Origin of the sequence: Alishewanella sp. SMS8 (assembly GCF_030737935.1) — a bacterium.
Lineage (GTDB): Bacteria > Pseudomonadota > Gammaproteobacteria > Enterobacterales > Alteromonadaceae > Alishewanella > Alishewanella maricola.
The window spans coordinates 14,726-35,891 of sequence record NZ_JAPJEA010000001.1 but is presented as its reverse complement, the minus strand read 5'-3'; the positions used below and the strand labels follow the sequence as shown (position 1 = coordinate 35,891).

General features: G+C 45.1%; 20 protein-coding genes. 14 read left to right on the top strand and 6 right to left on the bottom strand.

Features of this window, described 5'->3' with window-relative positions; all coding sequences use genetic code 11:
- Nucleotides 1-316 precede the first annotated feature (316 nt).
- Entirely contained in the window at nt 317-1,387 is a 1,071-nt protein-coding gene (locus ORJ01_RS00195; protein ID WP_306176538.1) for an AI-2E family transporter, read from the top strand.
- Between the two features lie 2 nt (nt 1,388-1,389).
- Here the strand turns inward: ORJ01_RS00195 and ORJ01_RS00190 are convergent, their stop codons facing one another.
- From ORJ01_RS00190 to ORJ01_RS00175, 4 genes are all read right to left on the bottom strand, one after another.
- Nucleotides 1,390-3,414: a TonB-dependent receptor domain-containing protein gene (locus ORJ01_RS00190; RefSeq protein WP_306176537.1), complete on the bottom strand. Its 2,025-nt coding sequence runs from the start codon at nt 3,412-3,414 to the stop codon at nt 1,390-1,392.
- Nucleotides 3,415-3,416: 2 nt separating this feature from the next.
- Nucleotides 3,417-4,532: a PQQ-dependent sugar dehydrogenase gene (locus ORJ01_RS00185; RefSeq protein WP_306176536.1), complete on the bottom strand. Its 1,116-nt coding sequence runs from the start codon at nt 4,530-4,532 to the stop codon at nt 3,417-3,419.
- A 112-nt stretch (nt 4,533-4,644) separates the two neighbouring features.
- Nucleotides 4,645-5,112 carry a thioredoxin-dependent thiol peroxidase gene (bcp, locus tag ORJ01_RS00180; protein WP_306176535.1) on the bottom strand — a complete coding sequence of 156 codons (468 nt, stop codon included), beginning with the start codon at nt 5,110-5,112 and terminating at the stop codon, nt 4,645-4,647.
- 9 nt (nt 5,113-5,121) lie between these two features.
- Nucleotides 5,122-5,643, bottom strand: a complete 522-nt coding sequence (locus tag ORJ01_RS00175) for a glycine cleavage system protein R (RefSeq protein ID WP_229585957.1) — start codon at nt 5,641-5,643, stop codon at nt 5,122-5,124.
- 188 nt (nt 5,644-5,831) lie between these two features.
- Between ORJ01_RS00175 and dapA the strand changes: the two genes are divergently transcribed.
- The 13 genes from dapA to ORJ01_RS00110 all read left to right on the top strand — a co-directional run bounded on the left by dapA (nt 5,832) and on the right by ORJ01_RS00110 (nt 19,679).
- The gene (gene dapA, locus ORJ01_RS00170; RefSeq protein WP_306176534.1) at nt 5,832-6,719 is read left to right on the top strand and encodes a 4-hydroxy-tetrahydrodipicolinate synthase; all 888 of its coding nucleotides are present in this window, start codon (nt 5,832-5,834) and stop codon (nt 6,717-6,719) included.
- Between the two features lie 5 nt (nt 6,720-6,724).
- Nucleotides 6,725-7,792 (top strand): outer membrane protein assembly factor BamC, encoded by a 1,068-nt coding sequence (gene bamC / locus ORJ01_RS00165; protein WP_306176533.1) that lies wholly within the window; start codon nt 6,725-6,727, stop codon nt 7,790-7,792.
- Between the two features lie 84 nt (nt 7,793-7,876).
- Complete coding sequence (gene purC, locus ORJ01_RS00160; protein WP_306176532.1) at nt 7,877-8,593, top strand: phosphoribosylaminoimidazolesuccinocarboxamide synthase; 717 nt, start codon at nt 7,877-7,879, stop codon at nt 8,591-8,593.
- A gap of 84 nt (nt 8,594-8,677) precedes the next feature.
- Nucleotides 8,678-9,763: a DUF2066 domain-containing protein gene (locus ORJ01_RS00155; protein ID WP_306176531.1), complete on the top strand. Its 1,086-nt coding sequence runs from the start codon at nt 8,678-8,680 to the stop codon at nt 9,761-9,763.
- Nucleotides 9,764-10,456, top strand: coding sequence for a DnaA regulatory inactivator Hda (gene hda / locus ORJ01_RS00150; protein ID WP_226751558.1), 693 nt, complete (start codon nt 9,764-9,766; stop codon nt 10,454-10,456). It abuts the gene before it with no gap.
- Between the two features lie 121 nt (nt 10,457-10,577).
- Nucleotides 10,578-11,558 (top strand): phenylalanine--tRNA ligase subunit alpha, encoded by a 981-nt coding sequence (gene pheS / locus ORJ01_RS00145; protein ID WP_226751559.1) that lies wholly within the window; start codon nt 10,578-10,580, stop codon nt 11,556-11,558.
- A 15-nt stretch (nt 11,559-11,573) separates the two neighbouring features.
- The gene (gene pheT, locus ORJ01_RS00140) at nt 11,574-13,961 is read left to right on the top strand and encodes a phenylalanine--tRNA ligase subunit beta (protein WP_306176530.1); all 2,388 of its coding nucleotides are present in this window, start codon (nt 11,574-11,576) and stop codon (nt 13,959-13,961) included.
- Nucleotides 13,962-13,963: 2 nt separating this feature from the next.
- Nucleotides 13,964-14,260 carry an integration host factor subunit alpha gene (gene ihfA / locus ORJ01_RS00135; protein WP_226751561.1) on the top strand — a complete coding sequence of 99 codons (297 nt, stop codon included), beginning with the start codon at nt 13,964-13,966 and terminating at the stop codon, nt 14,258-14,260.
- Nucleotides 14,261-14,526: 266 nt separating this feature from the next.
- On the top strand, nt 14,527-15,966 hold the full coding sequence (phrB, locus tag ORJ01_RS00130) for a deoxyribodipyrimidine photo-lyase (protein ID WP_306176529.1): 1,440 nt from the start codon (nt 14,527-14,529) through the stop codon (nt 15,964-15,966).
- On the top strand, nt 15,959-16,390 hold the full coding sequence (locus tag ORJ01_RS00125; RefSeq protein WP_226751563.1) for a nuclear transport factor 2 family protein: 432 nt from the start codon (nt 15,959-15,961) through the stop codon (nt 16,388-16,390). Before phrB ends, ORJ01_RS00125 begins: the two co-directional genes overlap by 8 nt.
- Nucleotides 16,391-16,435: 45 nt before the next feature.
- Entirely contained in the window at nt 16,436-17,689 is a 1,254-nt protein-coding gene (locus ORJ01_RS00120; RefSeq protein ID WP_306176528.1) for an NAD(P)/FAD-dependent oxidoreductase, read from the top strand.
- Nucleotides 17,689-18,438, top strand: a complete 750-nt coding sequence (locus ORJ01_RS00115; RefSeq protein WP_226751565.1) for a DUF1365 domain-containing protein — start codon at nt 17,689-17,691, stop codon at nt 18,436-18,438. The genes ORJ01_RS00120 and ORJ01_RS00115 overlap by 1 nt, the downstream gene beginning before the upstream one ends.
- On the top strand, nt 18,435-19,679 hold the full coding sequence (locus ORJ01_RS00110; protein WP_306176527.1) for a cyclopropane-fatty-acyl-phospholipid synthase family protein: 1,245 nt from the start codon (nt 18,435-18,437) through the stop codon (nt 19,677-19,679). Before ORJ01_RS00115 ends, ORJ01_RS00110 begins: the two co-directional genes overlap by 4 nt.
- Before the next feature lie 149 nt (nt 19,680-19,828).
- Here ORJ01_RS00110 and ORJ01_RS00105 read toward each other — a convergent pair whose 3' ends face one another.
- Nucleotides 19,829-20,668 (bottom strand): S1 RNA-binding domain-containing protein, encoded by an 840-nt coding sequence (locus ORJ01_RS00105; RefSeq protein WP_226751567.1) that lies wholly within the window; start codon nt 20,666-20,668, stop codon nt 19,829-19,831.
- A 102-nt stretch (nt 20,669-20,770) separates the two neighbouring features.
- Nucleotides 20,771-20,962, bottom strand: coding sequence for a DUF2061 domain-containing protein (locus tag ORJ01_RS00100; RefSeq protein WP_306176526.1), 192 nt, complete (start codon nt 20,960-20,962; stop codon nt 20,771-20,773).
- Nucleotides 20,963-21,166: the final 204 nt, after the last annotated feature.

Genomic DNA, 21,166 nt, shown 5'->3' with positions numbered 1-21,166 from the left:
CGGATGGCGTCTGCAAACTTAATGTGAGCAGAGAGAGCAAAATTGTCTTTCTTACTGCAAAGCGTATCATAAATCACTGACCTGTTTGATGCTGCAAATTAAGCTACATTTCTGCTGGTTTGGCTCTGTTAAACGCTGTAAGTTCAGTAAAGTTTAACGAAGCGTCACTGATTGTAGCTTTTTAAAACAATCAGTAAGCTAACGGCTCAATACGGCACTAATTTACCACATTCAGCACCCTGTCTAACAGTGAGTCGTTACTTTTATGCTGATGTTGGTATACTGCAAAATCGTTTACATTTACGCGAGACATCACATGCTAGACTGGTTGCAAAAATGGTACAAAAACAAATTCTCTGATCCGCAGGTTGTTACGCTGTTTTTGATGCTGCTGACCGGTTTTTTTGCCATTTATTGGCTCAGTGGTATGTTAGCGCCTGTGTTGGTCGCCATTGTATTTGCCTACTTATTAGAATGGCCTGTTGCACGTCTAACGCGCTTTGGTTTTAATCGAACAATCAGTACCAGCTTGGTGGTGCTTGGTTTTATGAGCATTTTGATCCTGCTGTTGATGTGGGTGGTACCGATTGCTTGGTATCAGGGCCGAAACTTATTACGCGATTTGCCACAAATGATTGCACTCGGTCGCACTTACTTACTCGAATTACCTGAACTGTTACCCGGCATGGTCGGCGAAGATCAGATTTTATTGCTGATGCAATCAGTTGATGAGCGAGTCATGACGTTTGGTCGCACCGTGCTGTCGTTATCACTGGGATCTATTGTGGATTTAGTCGCGCTGCTGATTTATCTGGTATTAGTACCTGTCATGGTTTTCTTTATGCTAAAAGATAAAACCGAGCTGTCTAATGGCTTTGTGCAGTTTTTACCCGATGAACGCAAATTAATTACTCAAGTTTGGCACGAAATGAACGTGCAGATCATGAATTATATTCGGGGCAAAGTGCTGGAGATTGTCATTGTTGGTACGGTGAGTTACGCGGTATTTTCGTTATTTGGGTTAAATTATGCGATGTTATTGGGCTTACTGGTCGGTTTCTCGGTACTTATCCCCTACATTGGGGCGGCCGTGGTCACGCTGCCGGTGGCCACGGTAGGCTTGTTTCAGTTGGGTTTAACACCTGAATTTGGTTACTTACTGTTGGCGTATGGCATTATTCAAGCCTTAGATGGTAATGTATTGGTGCCGCTGTTATTTTCAGAAGTGGTCGACTTAAACCCCGTTTACATCATCATTGCGGTATTGTTTTTCGGAGGGTTATTTGGTTTCTGGGGGATTTTCTTCGCCATACCTTTAGCTTCACTGGTAAAAGCAACAGCGAAAGCGTGGTCAACGAGAGTTCATCCCGCTGACCTTGCAGATTAATATTACCAGCGATAATTTAGGTTCACACCCGCACTAAAATAGCGTCCAGGTGCGGGTTCAAAAGCGCGGCCATTACTTTGATTAACCACCACCGCACCCACATTTTTCCGATCGGTCAAATTGTTCACTTTTAGCCAATAACGCACTTGCCATTTTGCTAACACCTGCTCGCTGCTGATAGCGGCATCAAAAGTAACGGCGCTTGGCGCAAAATCACTATTCTCATCATCGGTTGCAATTTTACTACGATAGCTGCTGATCCATTCTAAATACAATGGCAGCGCTAAGCGGGGTTGATAGCGTAATTGCGAATAAGCATCTGTTTTTGCTACGCCGGGTAAGCGTTTTCCCGATAGTGCTGTAGACGCAAAGGTCGCATCAAGTAGAGTTAAGCTAAAGTCGTGTTGCAAATGCGCGGATAACTCGGTGCGCATTGCCAGCTCAATACCATCGCGCGAAGTATCACCGGCATTACGATAACTGGTGCGGCCGTTATTGCTACTGGCAACCAACAATTCATCGCTGCTGCGGATACTGAACACACTCAAGCTCAAGCGGCTTGAAGCATCTTGGTACTTTACACCTGTTTCCCACTGTCGATTTTCACTGGCTTCTAAGCCTAAATTTAAGCCACTGCCTTCAGTTTTATAGGCAAGCTCGCTTAATGTGGGGGCTTCAAAACCCTGACCTGTGCTCATAAACCAAGCCCAGTTGGCGGCAAACTGATAATTCATACCGATGGCGCCAGCATGTTGGTAATAATTGCGCTCACCACTGTCATCTGGATTTGCGCCTTGGATAAAATTATCGCGAATAGCATAGTACAGTTCGGTGTAGCGTAACCCCCCATTAAAGCTCAATTTATCGGTCGGTTGATAATTGACACGCCAGTAAAGATCCCGGTTTTCGGCGAGATTGGTTTCGTCGCGTCGCAAGTCACCCCGCTGTCCGAATTGATTGACATAACCCTGGCGAGCATCATCACTTTTTGCAAAAGCCGCGCCAACCAGAGTACTCAGCTCAGGGTGCAGCTGCCATTGCTTTTGTGCATTAGCGCCTTGGAAATCGCGGTCTAGTTCGATGACACCGCCTGATGAGGTGATGGCAGAGCCGGTGAAGGCTAAGTTTTGCGCCACTTCACGATTACCTTGCCAAATAGCAACTTGCCAAGGATGCTGACCACTGTGCGCTAAGGCGAGGCTGGCTTGATGTTGTTGGGTGCTTTTAGTGGTATCAAACAAACTGGCTTGAGCCGCTGTTTGCTCAGGATCTTCTCGCCATTGCTCTGCGGATAAACTCAGCGGATCTTGCAGCAGGGGATCATTCGAGCCATCAATACGCAGGCGCAGAGTCAGCTCGTCTGTTAATAAGCTTTGCCAACCAAATTGAATTTGTTGCTTACGCGCGCTGGAACGCTCTCGAAAGCCCTCTGTTTCAAAGTGTTTAGCGGCTAACTGCCAACTATTATTTAATGAGCGTTGGCTAATTTGCAGTTGGTATTGCTGATGCATAGAACTTAACGCGAGATCACTGCTCACCCCACTGGGTTGTTGCTCATTAGTGTATAACGAAATCACGCCACCGGCGCCATTGCCATACAATACGGCCATCGGGCCACGTAATACTTCGGCATAAGCAATGTTATCGAGTAAAACGCTGGAAAGTTGGCCTTGGCCATCGGGTGCCGAGATGGGTATACCGTCTTGTTGTAAGTAAATACCACGAATACCAAAAGCGCTGCGGCTACCAAAACCACGTAAACTGAGCCGTGTGTCTTGCGCAAAATTGGCACGGCTATCAACTTGCAAGCCGGGGATCCCTTGCAAGAGCTCCGCGCTATCGATTAACAGACCGTGTTCATTGCGCCTGGCAATATCGATACTCGCAGGCGTACTGAGCCAAGATTGTTGTTGCTGACTGGCTGTAACCATAATAATTTCTGTGGGTTCAGCCGCGAATGCCGAGTAGGGCAACAAGCTGGTGGCAACAAGGCCACCGGCTAGTGTAAATCGAGGAAGTATTGACATGTTTAATTGGCAGCTTTTAATCGAAGAATTTGGCCATTAATTTGATCGGTCAGCAGATACACTGCACCATCAGGGCCTTGGCGGACATCACGGATCCGCTGGCCAATCATAATACGTTCTTCATGACTGACTTTTTCACCGTTGAGTTCTAAGCGCACGAGTTGACCAAATTTCAGTGATCCAACCAATAAGCTGTCTTTCCACCCAGGAATGGCGTCAGATAAGTAGAAGCTCATACCGCTGGGTGCAATGGATGGCACCCAATAGTGCATTGGCTGCTCTAAGCCGGCTTTTTTGGTTTGACCAATATTGCCGCCGCCATATTCTTCACCATAAGTAATCATCGGCCAGCCATAATTAAGTGTGGCACGAGTGACGTTAATTTCATCACCGCCTTGCGGGCCGTGTTCATGCGTCCACAATTCACCCGTTGCAGGATGCAGAGCTGCACCTTGAATATTACGATGACCATAAGACCAAATATCATCTAAGACTGCAGCATCTTTCACATAAGGGTTATCGGTAGGTACGCTACCATCTAAATGTAAGCGGATCACTTTACCGTGATGGTTATCTAAGGTTTGTGCATCATCACGGCGCTGCCCTCGATCGCCCAGCGTGATAAATAAGTAATTATTATCTTGGATTACTAAGCGCCCGCCAAAGTGATGGCGGCTTTCAAATTTAGGATTAGCACTAAACACAATTTTTAAATCGCTGATCGCCGTGTCGCTCAAAGTTGCCAGTGCGACTGCTGTACTGCTGCCATTTTCGCCAGGCTGATTAAAACTGAAATAGAACTGCTTATTCGATGCGAAATCGGGGTGCAACACGACATCGAGTAATCCCCCTTGACCGTTGACAACGATGTCGGGTAAGCCCTGTAACGGTGCGCTAAGGCTACCGTCTGTATTGACTAAACGCAGCTTGCCAGCGCGTTCTGTTACTAACATCCGACCATCGGGTAAAAATGCTAGGCCCCAAGGGTGCTCTAAGCCTTCGGCCACTTTTTCAATAGACAAGACTGATTTTTCTGATTGTATGGTTTGTGCATTCACAACAGGTGAGGCAAACAATAGGGCCGAAGCCAAGGCAGAAAATGATATTAATTTATTCATCGGGTGCTCCAAATAGGGAAAAAGCTAGGCGTAATCGCTGGATATGATGCTAGCAGTTCTGCCGTTATTTAGTATAACGACAGGCTAAAATGCGAGTCTGGCAAGATGAATGCTAGCCTTTTAAGTAGCTGAGTACGACTTCGTGGTGATCTTTGGTTTTAAATTTATCGAAGACTTTTGCAATGCTACCGTCTTGATTGATAAGAAAGCTTAAACGATGCAAACCATCATACTCTTTACCCATGAATTTTTTTAAGCCCCAAACACCAAAAGCTTCTGCAACCTTATGGTCTTCATCGCCAAGCAAGGTAAAATTCAATTGATCGCGTTCAGCGAATTTGGCTAAGCGTGTCGGTGCGTCAGTGCTAATGCCTACCACTTTAACGCCTAACTGTTCAAGTTCAGCCATGCTGTCACGCAGCGCACAGGCTTGCACAGTGCAACCTGGCGTCATGGCTTTTGGGTAAAAGTAAACAAGTACGCGCTGCTGTTTAAGCAAAGCACTAAGATTGACGGGCTGTTGTTGTTGATCGGGCAACGTAAAATCAGGGGCGATTTGTCCGGCGGTTAGTGTTTGCATAGCGTTTCCTTATTGTTGTGCTTGAAAAGTACCTTGTAAGCCGAGTTGTTGCATCAAGGCAAAGAGTTCTACAGAAATGTGTTCAGCATCAATTCCTTCCGCTAACTCCAGCGTCATTTGCGTATGCATCATTACGCCGTTTGCGCTGGGGCTGGTAGCCGATTGCAAAGAGCCAATGTAAATATTGTGACTGGCTAACAATCCTGTAATTGCACCAAGCGTACCGACTTTGTCTGGGCCCGCATAGTCCAGTACATAATGCGACACAACCTGAGTTTGCGATTGGCCACTAGTACGTTTACTCATCGTGGTTAGATCAAGTTCTAATCCTAGCGCTGGTAACAGGTGCTCAATACGGCTGATGGCCGGTAAATCGCCAGAAAGCAGCATAATAAAGGTGAATTCACTGCCGAAAATAGCCATACGGCTATCAATAATGTTGCAATTACATTCGGTCACCAAGCGGGCTAGCTTACTGACGATGCCGGTGCGATCTGGGCCTATCGCGGTAACCACAAGTTGAAGAGGCATAGCACTTCCTATAAAGGTCTAAAAACAGCAGTTTTTTTGCCAACATGATACGGCGCGCAGTTTAGCATATTGCAAATGAATGTCATCTGCCCTTACGCATCAGCAATCAGGGTGAAAGCTTGCTTGTGTTTACTGGCTGCTGTCTTTAACATAGGCGCCCTTAATACAAAATGTGGAGCCACAGTAGCATGTTCAAAGGTAGTATCGTTGCCCTGGTGACGCCGATGACCGATGAGGGTCAGGTTGATTATGAGAGCTTAGCGCAATTAGTGGCTTTTCACTTGGCGCAAGGTAGTGCCGGTCTGGTGATAATGGGCACTACAGCAGAAGCTGCTACCTTAACCATGGCAGAACAACATGCAGTGATGGCTAAGGTATGCGAGCAAGTGGCGGGGAAGATCCCGGTCATTGCGGGTAATGGTGCAATGTCGACCAGTGAAACCATTGCTAAAACGCAATTTTTTGCTGATCTGCCCATTGATGGCTACCTAACAGTGACACCGTTTTACAATAAGCCAATGCAAAAGGGCATGCTGGCGCATTTTACTTCGGTAGCGGCGGCAACTGACAAGCCGATCATTTTATACAATGTGCCGGGCAGAACTGGCGTTGATTTACTACCGGAAACGGTAGCGGCATTAGCGAAAGTTAATAATATCGTCGGTATAAAAGAAGCGACCGGTTCACTTGCTCGTTTAGCCGAGCTTAAAGCGCTATGTCCTGCTGATTTTTTATTGTTAAGTGGCGACGATGCGAGCTTTGCACAGTTTATGTTAGCGGGGGGGCATGGTGTCATCTCGGTGTCAGCTAATGTCGTTCCCGCGGCCATGAGCCAAGTGTGTCAGGCTGCTTTTGCCGGACAAAATGCAGCAGCCTTAGCCATGGATGCAAAGCTTCAAGCGCTTCACCAAGATTTATTTATCGAATCCAATCCAATTCCAACAAAGTGGGCATTAAAGCGCATGGGCTTAATCAAGTCCGATTTTTTGCGCTTACCGTTAACCCAGTTGGAACCAATTCATGAAAAACGAATCGAACAGGCATTACAACAAGCCGGAATTTTAGAGCAGGAGTAGTTTAGGTGCAAAAGTGGGCAAATGGTATTATCGCTGTCAGCGTCTTAGTAAGTGGCTGTTCAGTTTTTGACAAAACACCAACAGAAAGCACTGAGCTGAAGAAAGTTAACCTGCAGATCCCCGCAGGTATGGCCACACCCAATCAGCCAGCAATCTATGATATTCCAGCCAATCAGCCGGTGCAAACCGCCTCAAAAGAGCAAATCAGTAAGCGTTCTCCTACCTTAGTTCTTGCCACTGCAACTAGCAGTCGCCTAGAGGAAGAAGAAAAACTTGCTCGGGTATGGTTTGAACGTAATGACTTAACCGGTGAGTTAACGCCTTTTGTGACTGAGCAATTGCAGGCGTTTTTTCAACAGCAAGCCATTGAATTAAAGCAAACTGACGATGCCGGCTTACGGTATGAAACGGGTTGGATCAAGCGCTCTGAGACTTCTGGCTTTCTGTTTTGGAAATCTGAAGATGCTGTGGACCAAGTACGTTTTCAAATTGAGTTAGCACCTCGGCCGCATGGTCGCAGTTTAAGTATGACGGTGACCTTGTTAGAGCATCAGTATTTTGTGCCAGGTGAACAGCTCAATGCGGTTCAAATTAAAGCCAACGAAGTGAATTTACTTAACCGAGTGATTAATCAAGTGGCTGTAACCGAGGTTGCCAAAACGCTTGAGTTACGTGCACAAGTGGCGGAAGTTTCTTTAGAAACCGGTATCGATAAAGCCGGCAATGCCGCTTTAATCACTGAACAGCCGTTAGATGTAACATGGTCACAGTTAGAGTTATTATTTAATGATTTAAATTTATCGGTAACAGATTTTGACCGTTCTGTTTATACCTATTATTTGAATTACACCAAACCCGAACGAGGTTTTTGGCGCACCGTTACGTTACGTGATGCCCCTTTACAGTTACCCATAGAAAATGGCGATTACCGGATTGTGTTATCACGTTTAGCCAACAACCATACTGCGATTGCTTGGTTAGACAAAACAGGTGAGCCATTATCTGCTGATATTGTGAACAGTATTTACGAGCCGATGGTCACTGCCATCCGTGCAGCCGGTGCTGAGTTATAATCTACGGTAAAAAGTCATTTGCGATCAGGCCAAAGCCCTTTATACTTTGCGCCTGATTTTAGTGCCTGCCGATCGGAGTTTAAAATGGTCCAAAAGACAACTGAGCTGTACCGTGGAAAAGCCAAAACAGTGTATAACACCACAGATAATTCTCTGCTCGTGTTACACTTTCGTAATGATACCTCTGCTTTTGATGGTGAGCGTATTGAACAGCTTGATCGTAAAGGCATGATCAACAACAAATTTAACTTTTTCATTATGCAAAAGTTGCAAGAAGCCGGTATTCCAACGCAAGTTGAGAAATTGCTCAGCGATGATGAAGTGCTGGTGAAAAAGTTAAACATGATCCCGGTAGAGTGCGTTATTCGTAATTATGCTGCTGGATCATTGGTGCGTCGTCTTGGTGTTACCGAGGGGATGGCTTTAACGCCTGCCACCTTTGAATTGTTCTTAAAAAATGATGCGTTACACGATCCGATGGTGAATGAATCGTTAGCAGTGTCTTTTGGCTGGGCAACAGCTGAGCAATTAGCGGAAATGAAGCGTCTGACATTTAAAGCGAATGAAGTATTAAATGCTTTGTTTGACGCAGCCGGGATGTTGTTAGTTGACTTCAAATTAGAATTTGGTGTTTTTAACGGCCAAGTGGTGTTAGGTGATGAATTCTCACCGGATGGCTGCCGTTTATGGGATAAAGCAACCCGTAAAAAACTGGATAAAGATCGCTTCCGTCAAGGTTTAGGTGGCGTGGTAGAAGCTTATGAAGAAGTGGCCAATCGTTTAGGTGTTCATTTAGGCTAATCGTTTGCTTGTTTTAGTGAAGCCACCTGCGGGTGGCTTTGTTATAATAAGGCGTAATCACGCGAGCAGCGCAAAGGAGAAAGCATGGTCTTGGCTAAATGGCTGGGGTTAGCATTAATATTGTTGTTTAGCAATGTACTGTGTAGCGCAGAGCGTCCGCCTTTGTATCAGGCTGAAGTGAGTGCAGAGCAAACGCAACAGCAATGGCAACGTGAAGCCTTACAGCAAGTGTTAATGCGTGTGACTGGTCGCCCAGATATTATGCAACAAGCCGAGCTTCGAAATGAATTAGCGAATGCCGCAAGCTACGTTAAGCAGTTTGAAGCGATCCGAACCGAGCAGGGCAATAAGGTTCGTGTTGTCTTAGACAGCCAGCGTATTCAACAATTACTTAAATCTTACCAAATACCAGTTTGGGGTGGGCAAAGACCTGAGATTTTATTTTGGATTGTTGAACAACAACAGTTGCACCGTAATTTTGTGCGCCGTGCTGATAGCGTCTGGCTAACCAGCTTAAGCAGCGCTTTGCAGCAACAAGCCTTGCCTTTTACTTTACCCTTGTATGATATCGACGACTTAATGCTGTTAACTGAAACTGATGTGTGGGCTGGGTTTTGGCAACAAATTGACGCCGCCAGCGCACGCTATCAAGCAGATGAAGTGGTGGTGTTATTACTCGAAACCACAAGCGATAACCCTGAATTACCCTGGCGTTTAACCGCGTTGCGACAGCAAGAAGGGCGGGTATTACGACATGAATATCAAGCGGCCAATGAAACCGAATTAATGCAGCAGTATGCGGCTAGCTTAGGTCAAGAACTGGCGCAACAATTCGCTATTTTACTTAACCCTGCAGCAGAGCAACATCTGGTACTGCAAGTCGGTGGTATGCAAAGTTTGGCCGAGGTGGTCAGTGTTGAGCGTAACCTAGCGAGTTTACTGGGGGTCAGCAAAGTTCAGATCGTGCAACAAAGCGCGCAATTTACTCGTTTTCAGCTAACTATCCAAATGAGTACCGAGCAATTATTGCAAAGCTTGCAGTTTGAACCGACTATTCAAAAAATCGATACCCTTGAACCTTCTTTCGGTGCCTATCCTGGGGTACCGATGCTGCAAACGGATCCTAATCCATCGGATGTGTTAGCGGTATTTCAATTTGTTAGGCGTTAAATGCAACTGACTTTAGCTGTTACTTTGCCTGAAGATGAAACCTTAGATAGTTTTTATGCCGCCGAACATAGTGCGGCAGTGAGCTTTTTAAAGCAGTATTTAGCTGATCCTACTGGGCAAGCACCGGTATATTTATTCGGTGCCAGTGGTAGCGGTAAATCGCATTTATTATATGCTGCCTGCGTGCAGGCGCATGAGCAAGGCCGCACTAGCCAGTTAGTGGCGTTGCAAGATTGTGAGCAATTAACTCCGCGGATCTTAGATAACCTTGAGCAACTCGATCTGGTTTGTTTAGACAATATTCAGGCGGTGGCGGGCGATCTCAACTGGCAGGTGGCGGTGTTTGATTTATATAATCGTCTGGTTGAGCAAGGTAAGGCACTGATTATTGTTGCTAATCAAGCACCACAACAGCTGGGGATCACCTTACCGGATTTAGTGTCACGCTTGCATGCCTGCACCAGTTTTCAGTTACGGTTGTTAAGTGATGACGATAAACAGGGTTTGTTACAACAAAAAGCGCGACTCAAGGGCATTGAACTGCCTGCTGAGGCGGCGCGTTATTTATTAAACCACCATAATCGTGATATCCGTTCGCTGGTGGCTATTTTAGATCGACTTGATAAAGCCTCTATTGTGCATCAGCGCAAACTCACTATCCCATTCATCCGTGAAATTCTGCAACAAGCCTAAAATAATCAGAAAAATCTGCTTCTAAACGAAAAAATCTGCTGCTAAAACTGCGTGCTAGCCATTTCTGGTGTATTATTGGCGGCTTTGAATCTAGGCAATCCTGGTGACGTTGAGGACAACAATGAACCTGACAGCGATATTAAATGAGGCTCTGGCTGCGGTAGCAACCGCGAGCGATATTCCTGCTTTAGAAGAGGTTCGCGTAACCTTTATGGGCAAAAAAGGCAGTATTACCGATCTGCTGAAATCCTTAGGGGCGATGGACCCAGAGCAGCGTAAAATCGCTGGTCAACAAATAAACGAATTAAAGCAGCAAGTGCAAGACGCGCTAAATCAAAAACGTGATTTGTTACAACAAGCGCAACTTGCCGCTAAGTTGGCACAAGAGCGGATTGATGTCACCTTACCCGGCCGTGCTATTGAAAGCGGTGGTTTACACCCGGTCAGTCGCACTATTGCGCGAATTGAAAGTTTTTTTGCTGAGTTAGGTTTTGAAACCAAGCACGGGCCAGAAATCGAAGACGACTTTCATAACTTTGATGCGCTGAATATTCCTGAGCACCATCCTGCCAGAGCAGATCATGACACCTTTTATTTCAATCCTAAGCTGATGTTGCGCACGCAAACCTCTGGCGTGCAAATTCGCACTATGGAAAAAGAACAACCGCCACTGCGCATTATTTCGCCAGGTCGGGTGTATCGGAATGATTATGATCAAACACACACGCCAATGTTTCATCAAGTTGAAGGCTTAATGGTCGATAAAAATGTCAACTTTGCTGAGCTAAAAGGCATTTTGCATGACTTCTTGCAAAACTTTTTTGAAGAAGACTTACAGGTTCGCTTTAGACCGTCGTTCTTCCCATTTACAGAACCTTCTGCTGAAGTGGATGTGATGGGTAAAAACGGAAAATGGTTAGAAGTACTCGGCTGTGGCATGGTGCACCCGAATGTGCTGCGCTCTGTCGGCATCGATCCTGACGTGTACAGTGGCTTTGCCTTTGGTATGGGCGTTGAGCGTTTAACGATGTTGCGTTACGGCGTAACCGATTTACGCTCATTTTTTGAAAATGATGTGCGCTTCTTAAAGCAGTTCAGATAAGCGGAGTAGAACAAGATGAAATTTAGCGAATCCTGGTTACGTGAATGGGTTAGCCCTAAGCTGGATACTCAAGCTTTATCTGAACAATTATCCATGGCCGGTTTAGAAGTCGATGGTATTGCTGCGGTGGCCGGTGAGTTTAGTGGCGTAGTCGTCGGTGAAGTCGTGGCTTGTGAGCAACATCCTGATGCTGATAAATTGCAAATTACCAAAGTGTCTATTGGTTCTGCGGAGTTATTAGACATTGTTTGTGGCGCAAAGAATTGCCGTTTAGGGCTAAAAGTTGCGGTAGCTACCGTGGGTGCGGTATTACCGGGTAATTTTCAAATTAAAAAAGCCAAATTGCGTGGACAGCCTTCACACGGTATGTTGTGTTCATTCTCAGAATTAGGCATGGCAGATGACTCTGACGGTATTATGGAATTACCAACAGATGCGCCAGTGGGCACTGATCTTCGTCAATATTTAGCTTTAGACGATGTGACTATCGAAGTTGATTTAACGCCAAACCGTGCTGACTGTTTAGGGATTAAAGGCTTAGCGCGTGAAGTGGCCGCGTTAAATAAACTTGAGGTTTGCCAGCCTGAATTTACGCCAGTTGCTGCGACCATCGATGAACAAAAAGCCATCAACCTTAAAGCCCCGAGTGCCTGCCCACGCTATTTAGGTCGTGTCATTCGCAACGTTAATGTGCAAGCGCCCAGCCCATTATGGCTAACTGAAAAATTACGGCGCTGCGGTGTTCGTAGTATCGATGCCATTGTTGATGTTACCAACTATGTTTTATTAGAACTGGGGCATCCAATGCATGCCTTTGATTTAGCAAAAATCAACGGTGATATTCAAGTACGAATGGCCACAGCCGGCGAGAAACTGGTGTTATTAGATGGCGAAGAAGTGACTTTGCAGGCTGATACCTTATTAATCGCCGATGCGGATAAAGCGTTAGCGATGGCAGGTATTTTTGGTGGTTTAGACAGTGGTGTTACAAAAAACACTACGGATATTTTCCTAGAAAGTGCCTTTTTTGCCCCTCTAGCCATTGCCGGTAAAGCGCGTCAGTATGGTTTACACACGGATGCCTCGCATCGTTATGAGCGCGGTGTTGATCCTCAATTACAACGTACCGCCATGGAACGAGCTACCGCCTTGTTGTTGCAAATAGTCGGCGGTGAAGCAGGCCCGATCACCGAAGCGGTTGCTGCAGACTGTTTACCGGTAAAAGCACCTATCGTGTTGACTGAGCAAAAGTTAAAACGCATTGTTGGTCATGATATTGCACGCAGCGAAGTGACTGATATTTTTCAACGCCTAGGCTTAGGTGTCACAGATTCCGCAGAAGGTTGGCAAGTGACGGTGCCAGGTTATCGTTTTGATATCAGTATCGCCGAAGATTTGATTGAAGAAGTGGCTCGGGTGTATGGTTATAACAATATCCCAAACCAAGCGCCCATCGCAGCCTTAAAAATGCGCCGTTTTAATGAAGCCAGTTTAAGTGTGTCGCAAATGCGTCAGGTGTTGGTGGATCGTGGTTATCAAGAAGCGATTACTTACAGCTTTGTTGATCCTAAAGTGCAGCAAGCTTTGTTTGCCGATCAGCCTGCCTTAGTGTTACCGAATCCGATTTCGGCAGATATGTCTGCCATGCGTTTAAATAGCTGGCCAGGCTTATTACAAGCGGTGCAATACAATCAAAATCGCCAGCATAATCGGTTACGTCTATTTGAATATGGCCTAAAATTTATTCCTGATGCTGCTGCCGAAAACGGTGTACGTCAAGTACCGGTGATCGGCGGCGTGGTCGTGGGCTCTTATGCCAATGAGCATTGGACGATCGCAGAGCGTCCGGCTGATTTTTACGATGTGAAAGGTGATGTTGAAGCCCTGTTGGCATTATTGTCAGCGTCAGCTCGTGTACATTTTGCTGCGGCAGAGCACAGTGCACTTCATCCTGGGCAAACTGCAGCTGTGTATGCTGATGGCGAGGTAGTGGGCTATTTAGGTGCTTTGCATCCCGAAGCTGAACGTAAGTTAGGTATTAAAGGTAAAGCTTTCTTGTTTGAGCTTGAAGTGGCCGCTTTAGGCCTTCGTCAAATAGTGCAAGCGCAAGATTTATCAAAATACCCGGCAAATCGCCGAGATTTAGCGGTTGTTGTTAGATCAGATGTGCATTTTGCTGATATTGTTGCTAGTATAAAAAAAGTTGGCGTAAATCAGTTAGTTGACCTAAAATTATTTGACGTATACACCGGTCAGGGCGTTGCGGAAGGGTTTAAGTCATTAGCGATTGCTCTGACCTTACAGGATAAAGCGCGTACGCTTGAGGATAAAGCTATCCAAGAGGTTATAAATCAAGTGGTTAGCGTGCTTAAAAATGATTTCGACGCAACGTTGAGGGAATAAAGATGGCGCTTACCAAAGCTGATTTAGCAGAACGTTTGTTTACCAAGTTTGGCGTAAGTAAACGAGATGCCAAACTAATAGTGGAAGCTTTTTTTGAAGAGATCCGTGCTGCGCTAGAGTCTGGTGAGCAGGTTAAGTTATCGGGTTTTGGTAATTTTGATTTGCGCACTAAAAACGAGCGACCAGGCCGAAATCCAAAAACAGGTGAAGATATTCCCATTTCTGCTCGCTGTGTAGTCACGTTTCGGCCAGGCCAGAAACTGAAATCACGAGTAGAAAGCGGTACCAGTAAAGGTTAGATAAACATTAAACCTTAAAACGGCAGTTACAAAGTAACTGCCGTTTTTTTTTGATTTTTTTTAAAGGGTTGATCCGAATGAATAGGCGTACTGTAAAGAAGAGTGTTCACTACCGAGCAAAATGCTGACAGCAGTAACGTCAGGATCAGTGCTGCCGTGCTTTCTATTGGTAGGATCCTTAAATAATCGTGTTTAGGCAATTTAGGTAAACTAATTGCTGGAATTATTTTGACGTGCAAGCACGTCTAATTTGGATACAAAGCCTTATGAAAACACCCTCTGTCCATTTAGTCTGGTTTCGACATGATTTACGTTGTCATGACAACGAAGCATTGCATGCGGCCTTTAACGCGGCGGCGGCAGACAACGGTGTGGTTATCGCTGTGTTTATTGCTACCGCTAAAAGCTGGCAACAACACCATATGGCCGCTATACGTCAAGATTTATTGCGCCGTCGTGTCAAAGCATTAGAGAGCGAGCTGGCAGATTTAAATATTCCGTTAGTGATGGTGGAAGGTGTGGACTATGCTAGTTGCGCTAAGACGATTGCTGCCTTTATTCCTAAAGGGCTGGTGGCTTTGTATGCACATCGTGAGTACGAAGTGCGTGAGCAGCAACGCGATGAGCAGGTTAGCGCACTATTACAACAGCATCAGATTGATTGTCATTGGTTCGACAGGCTTTGCATTATGCCCCCTGGCTCAGTGTTAACCCAGCAGGGGGATGTCTATAAAGTTTTTACACCATTCAAACGTAATTGGTTAGCAAAATATGCTGAACAAGGTGTGCATTGCTTTGCTAAGCCAAAGCCACAAGCGCGAACCTTTACTGACTTACCAACTTTTACCGTGATGCAAGAGGGGGATAACAGTTCATCGGCGTGGCCAGTGGCAGAGGCAGAAGTACTGCAGCAGATGCGCCTATTTTGTCAGCAAAAGGTGCAAGATTACACTTTGCAACGTGACCTACCAGCCGTGGATGGCACGTCACAGGTTTCACCTTACTTGGCGATCGGCGTGCTGTCAGCACAACAATGCGTCGCTCGCTTGCAATTAGAAGCCGGAGCTTCAATTTGGCAAGAGAAAAGTGGTGCTGCAGTCTGGTTATCTGAACTGATTTGGCGTGATTTTTACAAACAGATCATGCTGGCATTTCCAAAATTAATTAAGCATAAAGCGTTTCAAGCGGAAACCGATCTTATTCAATGGCCGAATAACGCTGCCTTATTTGAAGCGTGGTGTCAGGGTAAAACCGGTTATCCGATTGTGGATGCTGCCATGCGGCAATTAAATCAAACGGGCTGGATGCATAATCGTTTACGTATGATCACGGCCAGTTTTTTAGTCAAAGATTTGCATATAGATTGGCGCTGGGGCGAGCAATACTTTATGTCGAAGCTCATTGATGGTGATTTTGCGGCGAACAATGGCGGCTGGCAGTGGGCCGCATCAACCGGTACAGATGCAGCACCGTATTTCCGTATTTTTAATCCAGTAACACAAAGCCAACGTTTTGATGCCAATGGTGACTTTATCCGTAAATTTATTCCTGAATTGGCGGCTAAATCGGCTAAAGACATTCATTGGCCGCATAAACCGATTACGCCTAAAGGTTATGCTGCTCCTGTGGTTGCACATGATCAAGTTCGAAAAATTATCTTAGCGCTGTTTTCAGCAGTAAAAAATCAGGAGAACCAGCATGCTTGAACCGCGCCTACAGGCCTTTTTAGATTATTTTAATCAGATCTCAGGGCAACATACTATTGCACCAACAGCGCTCTATCATAAAGACGTCTGTTTTATTGATCCGGTGCAACAAATTCAAGGCGCAACTGCGTTACAAGTATACTTGAATCATGGTTATCAACGGTTGAACTATGCACGCTTTATGCCGGTATCTGGTTCTTGTTCGGGTGATGTCGGTTTTTTAAGTTGGGTGATGACGTACAGCCATCCTGCCATCGCTAAGGGTAAAGAAATTAGTGTTAAGGGCTGTTCAGAATTACGTTGGCAAGGTGAGCAAATTATCTATCATCGTGATTATTATGATATGACCGAAATGGTTTATCAGCAGATCCCAGTATTAGGTTGGTTAACCAGCCAAGTTAAACGTAAAATGGCTGCGGGTTAACCCGCTGTTTAAGCAGGCGTTTAGCCTGCCATTATAAGGAAAGTTATGCGCATAGCAGTAATAGGCGGCGGAATTTCTGGCATGTTAAGCTGGTATCTGTTGCAACATAAATATGATGTTACTTTGTTAGAAGCAAATGATTATCTTGGCGGTCACACTGCCACTGTTGATGTTGAAGTGCAAGGCAAGCACTATGCCATTGATACCGGTTTTATTGTTTTCAATAACTGGACCTATCCCATCTTCAATAAATTTATTGCTGAGCTTGCTGTACCTGCGTTACCAACAGAGATGAGCTTTTCAGTCAAAAATACACAAAACAATCTGGAATATAATGGCAACACTTTAACCAGCTTGTTTGCACAAAAACGTAATGTGTTTCGACCGTCTTTTTGGTTAATGTTGCGGCAAATCGTGCGTTTTAACAAATTGGGTAAGCAACTGGTTGCTGAAGATCATGCCGATCTGGATTTAGAATTGGGCGTTTTTTTAGACAAACATGGCTTTGGCCAAGGCATTCGTGATAATTATTTAATGCCGATGGGCGCAGCAATCTGGTCAGCCGGTTTAACCGATATGCCAAAATTTCCGGTGCGTTTTTTCCTTCGCTTTTTTAATAACCACGGTTTGTTAAATATTAATGATCGGCCACAATGGTCAGTGATAAAAGGAGGGTCTAAGCGCTACGTGGAGGCACTGTTACAAAAGGTCGATGCTGCTAAATTACGCTTAAAGCAAAACATCAGTGGCGTGTCGCGCGATGCTATGGGTGCAACCATTCATTTTGCCGATGGCACAACCGAGCAATTTGATAAAGTGATCTTTGCTTGTCACAGCGATCAAGCGCTGGCTTTATTAAAAGATGCCACAGCACAAGAGCGGGAGATTTTGGGGGGAATTGCTTATCAACAAAACGAAGTTGTGCTGCATACCGACACGAATTTACTGCCGGTTCGCCAAGCGGCTTGGGCGTCTTGGAACTACAATCTTGATAGCCAGCAAAGTAATCAAGCGACACTGACTTATAATATGAATATTTTACAGCGCTTAGAAGCCCCCGTGACTTTTTGCGTGACGTTAAACAACAGCGCCAGTATCGCCAAAGATAAGGTATTAGGGGTTTATCACTATGCACATCCCGTGTATAACCATAGTACTATCGCCAGCCAGCAGCGGCGTCACGAGATCAATGGTGTGAATAATAGTTTCTTTTGTGGTGCCTATTGGTATAACGGTTTTCATGAAGACGGCGCTCGTAGTGCTGTCGATGTTGCCGCCTTATTAGGTGTAGATTACTGATGCAAGCAGGCCATGCGGTATATTGTGGTCGTGTAGGGCATAAGCGCTTTCTACCCAAGGTGCATGGCTTTAGCTATCCTTATGCGGCTTATTGGCTGGATTGCAGCCAGCTAAACCAAGCTAGTTTATCTGCTGTAGGCATCGGTTTTGAGCGGTTTGCTGCGATTAGTTTTCGACGTAAAGATTTTCTCGAGGGTGATAGCGACTTGGGGCAAGCTGTTCGCGCCAAAGTACAGCAGTTAGGCGGTAATGTGGCGATTAACCAGGTTTTCTTGGTATCGCCATTGGCAGGCTGGGGCGTCTATTTTAGCCCACTTAATTTATACTATTGTTACGATGAAAGCGGTCGTTGCTGTTATTTGCTCGCGGAGGTCAGTAATACGCCTTGGAACGAACGGCATTACTATTTGCAGCAATTGCAAGAAAACGCCAAGTTCTATGAACATGACAAAGTGTTTCATGTTTCACCGTTTAATCCATTGGATATGCAATATCGATGGCAAATTCCCCAGCCTAGCGAGCAATTGTTTTGCAGTATTACGAATATCAAGCAAGCCCAAGCGGTGTTTAGTGCGTGGTTTACCCTACGACGTTTTGAGCTGACAGCCGCAGTACGCCGTAAGATATTGATCCGTCAGCCATGGCAAAGCGTACAGATCATGACTCGAATTTATTGGCAGGCTTTAAAACTAGTGTTTAAAAGGATGCCTATCTATGGCCATCCTAAATCCAGAGGAACTGATGTATGAGTTTGTCGCTTAGTGAAAAAGCGGTGTTTGACAATCTTGGTTGGTTTGACCGGTTATGTCGTAAATTTACTTTGAATTTCCTCAGCCAATTACGTCACGGTGCCATCACGGTGATTGAAGCAGGGGTAGAACAACAATTTGGTGAAACGGGTGCTGAGTTACACGCCACGATAACAGTGGTTGATCCTGCCTTTTACCAAAAACTGGTGTTAGCTGGCTCGGTTGGTGGCGGTGAAGCTTATATTCATGGCCATTGGCGCTGCGACAACTTAACTGCCCTAGTACAAATTTTTGCCCGTAATTTAGCTGTGCTCGATAAGATGGACTCTACTTGGGCACGTTTGAGCCGTCCAGTATTAAAGCTGCTAAATTACCGCAATCGTAATACGGTCAGTCAGTCTAAACGCAACATTTCTGCGCATTATGACTTAGGCAACGCGATGTATAAGCTGTTCTTAGATCCTAGCATGATGTATTCCAGTGCGGTTTATCCCTCTGTTGATAGCAGTTTAGCCGAAGCGCAGCAGCATAAGTTGCAACAAATTTGTGAGCGTCTGCAATTACAAGCCAGTGATCATGTGATTGAGATTGGTACTGGTTGGGGCAGTATGGCTATTTATGCTGCACAGCATTATGGTTGTAAAGTGACTACCACCACGATTTCACAACAGCAATTTGATTACACCCAAGACCGTATAAAAGCATTAGGTTTAGAGGGACAAATTACCCTGTTGTTTAAAGATTATCGCGAGCTTGAGGGTAGCTACGATAAGCTGGTGTCTATTGAGATGATTGAAGCGGTAGGCGATGATTTTCTCGATAATTACTTTGCCAAGTGCAGCAGCTTATTAAAACCTGATGGCATTATGGTATTGCAGGCAATTACCATGGTCGATCATCGTTATGATCAATATGTTCGTGAAGTTGACTTTATTAAACGCTATATTTTTCCGGGCGGTTGTTTACCGTCCATTAGCCGGATGGCTACTGCGGTTGCGGAGCATACAGACTTAGTGATACGTCAGGTTCAGGATATCGGTTTTGATTACGCTCGTACGCTAAAAGATTGGTGTGATAATTTTATGGCACAGCGCGATGCGGTGCATAAATTAAATTATGACGATAATTTTATTCGGTTATGGCATTTTTATCTGTGCTATTGCGAAGGCGGCTTTCGTGAGCGGGCCACCAGTGCGGTGCATTTAGTTTGCACTAAACCAAATAACCGCAGCGTGATTTGAGCCAAATTTGGCTAAGAATAAAACCGGTCTGTTCAGCAAGACCGGTTTTTTGTATTTTACTCGCTGTTTTTAGCAAGAACGTCGTTTAGCGTGAAGGTCAATACCGTTTCAATGCGCCTCGTTTTGCACGAAGCACAGGTGTTATTTATTCAAACTGACTTTTCAACCAGCAGCAAACCGGCAGGTGTGATAACAATTAGCTTGTCTTTATACAGGGCGCCAATGGCTTGTTTAAAAGTTTTTTTGCTAACACCAAAGGCATCGGCAATCAATTCTGGCGAACTTTTATCCGTTAAAGCCAGCTTGCCGTCGTTTTGGCGTAAACGCTGTAAAATCTTTTCAGTTAACGCCTGAGCTTGCTGATAAGTGGCTTGATTTAGGCGTAAATCAATTTTGCCATCATCGCGAACTTTGGTGATCAGGGCGGTGTGGCGTTCACCTCGTTTTAGTGGGCGAAAAACTTCATTTTTATACAATACACCCCAATGTTGATGTTCAATAATCGCTTTGTATCCAATATCGGTTTGCTCACTGATCATCACTTGCACCTTATCACCTGTTTGGTAAGGCACAGGTGTTTTATGTAAATGACGATCTAATTTAGTCGAAGCAACAATACGATTACTTAAATCGACATAACAATACACTAGATAGTGCTGGCCCACTTTCAGCGGGATTTGCTGCTCGCTAAAGGGCACTAATAAGTCTTTCTTTAAACCCCAATCTAAGAAAGCACCCACCTTAGTACTGGCAACCACAGCTAAAGAGGCCACCTGGCCAACCATAATTTTCGGTTGCTCAGTGGTGGCAATCAGTTGATCTTCAGAATCTAAATATAAAAATACAGACAAGGGCTCGCCGATAACAATATCTGCGGGCGCCACGTTGTTCGGCAGTAGGATCTCACCCCAGCTTAATCCGTCCAGGTAATAACCAAACTTAACCTGTTTTTTTACGGTTAATGTATTCAGGGTACCTAATGCTATCATTTGTGCCTCATTATTCATTGTTTAAGTTGAATATTGTAACGGCTTTTTGCGGTGTGTGCTGTGCTAATTTCAACGGGTATGCTGCTTTCGTTGCTTATTAGTTTAAGCCGCAAAGCCTTGCGGTGTATTAGCCAGTTTAGACCAGATTTTTTCATGGAAAAAATAACCTACCGTATTTACCGCCGGTTCAACAATAGCAACCAAGCCACCGAGGATGAGATCGCCGGTAATTAAATAGGTCACTACAAAAGCAATGGTAAAGTGCATTAGCGCGAAGGTGAGTGTCTTAATCATCAGTTACATCCTATCTCAATACGATAATCAAATGGTAACACCTCTCATTTGCATTTAAAGTGAATTTTATTGCTTAGCATAAACAATAAAATTAATCAGCTTGGTAAGTCAATTGACGCCCGTGTTGCGTATACCTTATCTTGGCATGAGCGAAAGGCTGTATAGCCTAAGTGATTTTCATTATCGCAGGGCAGAATATTTCGG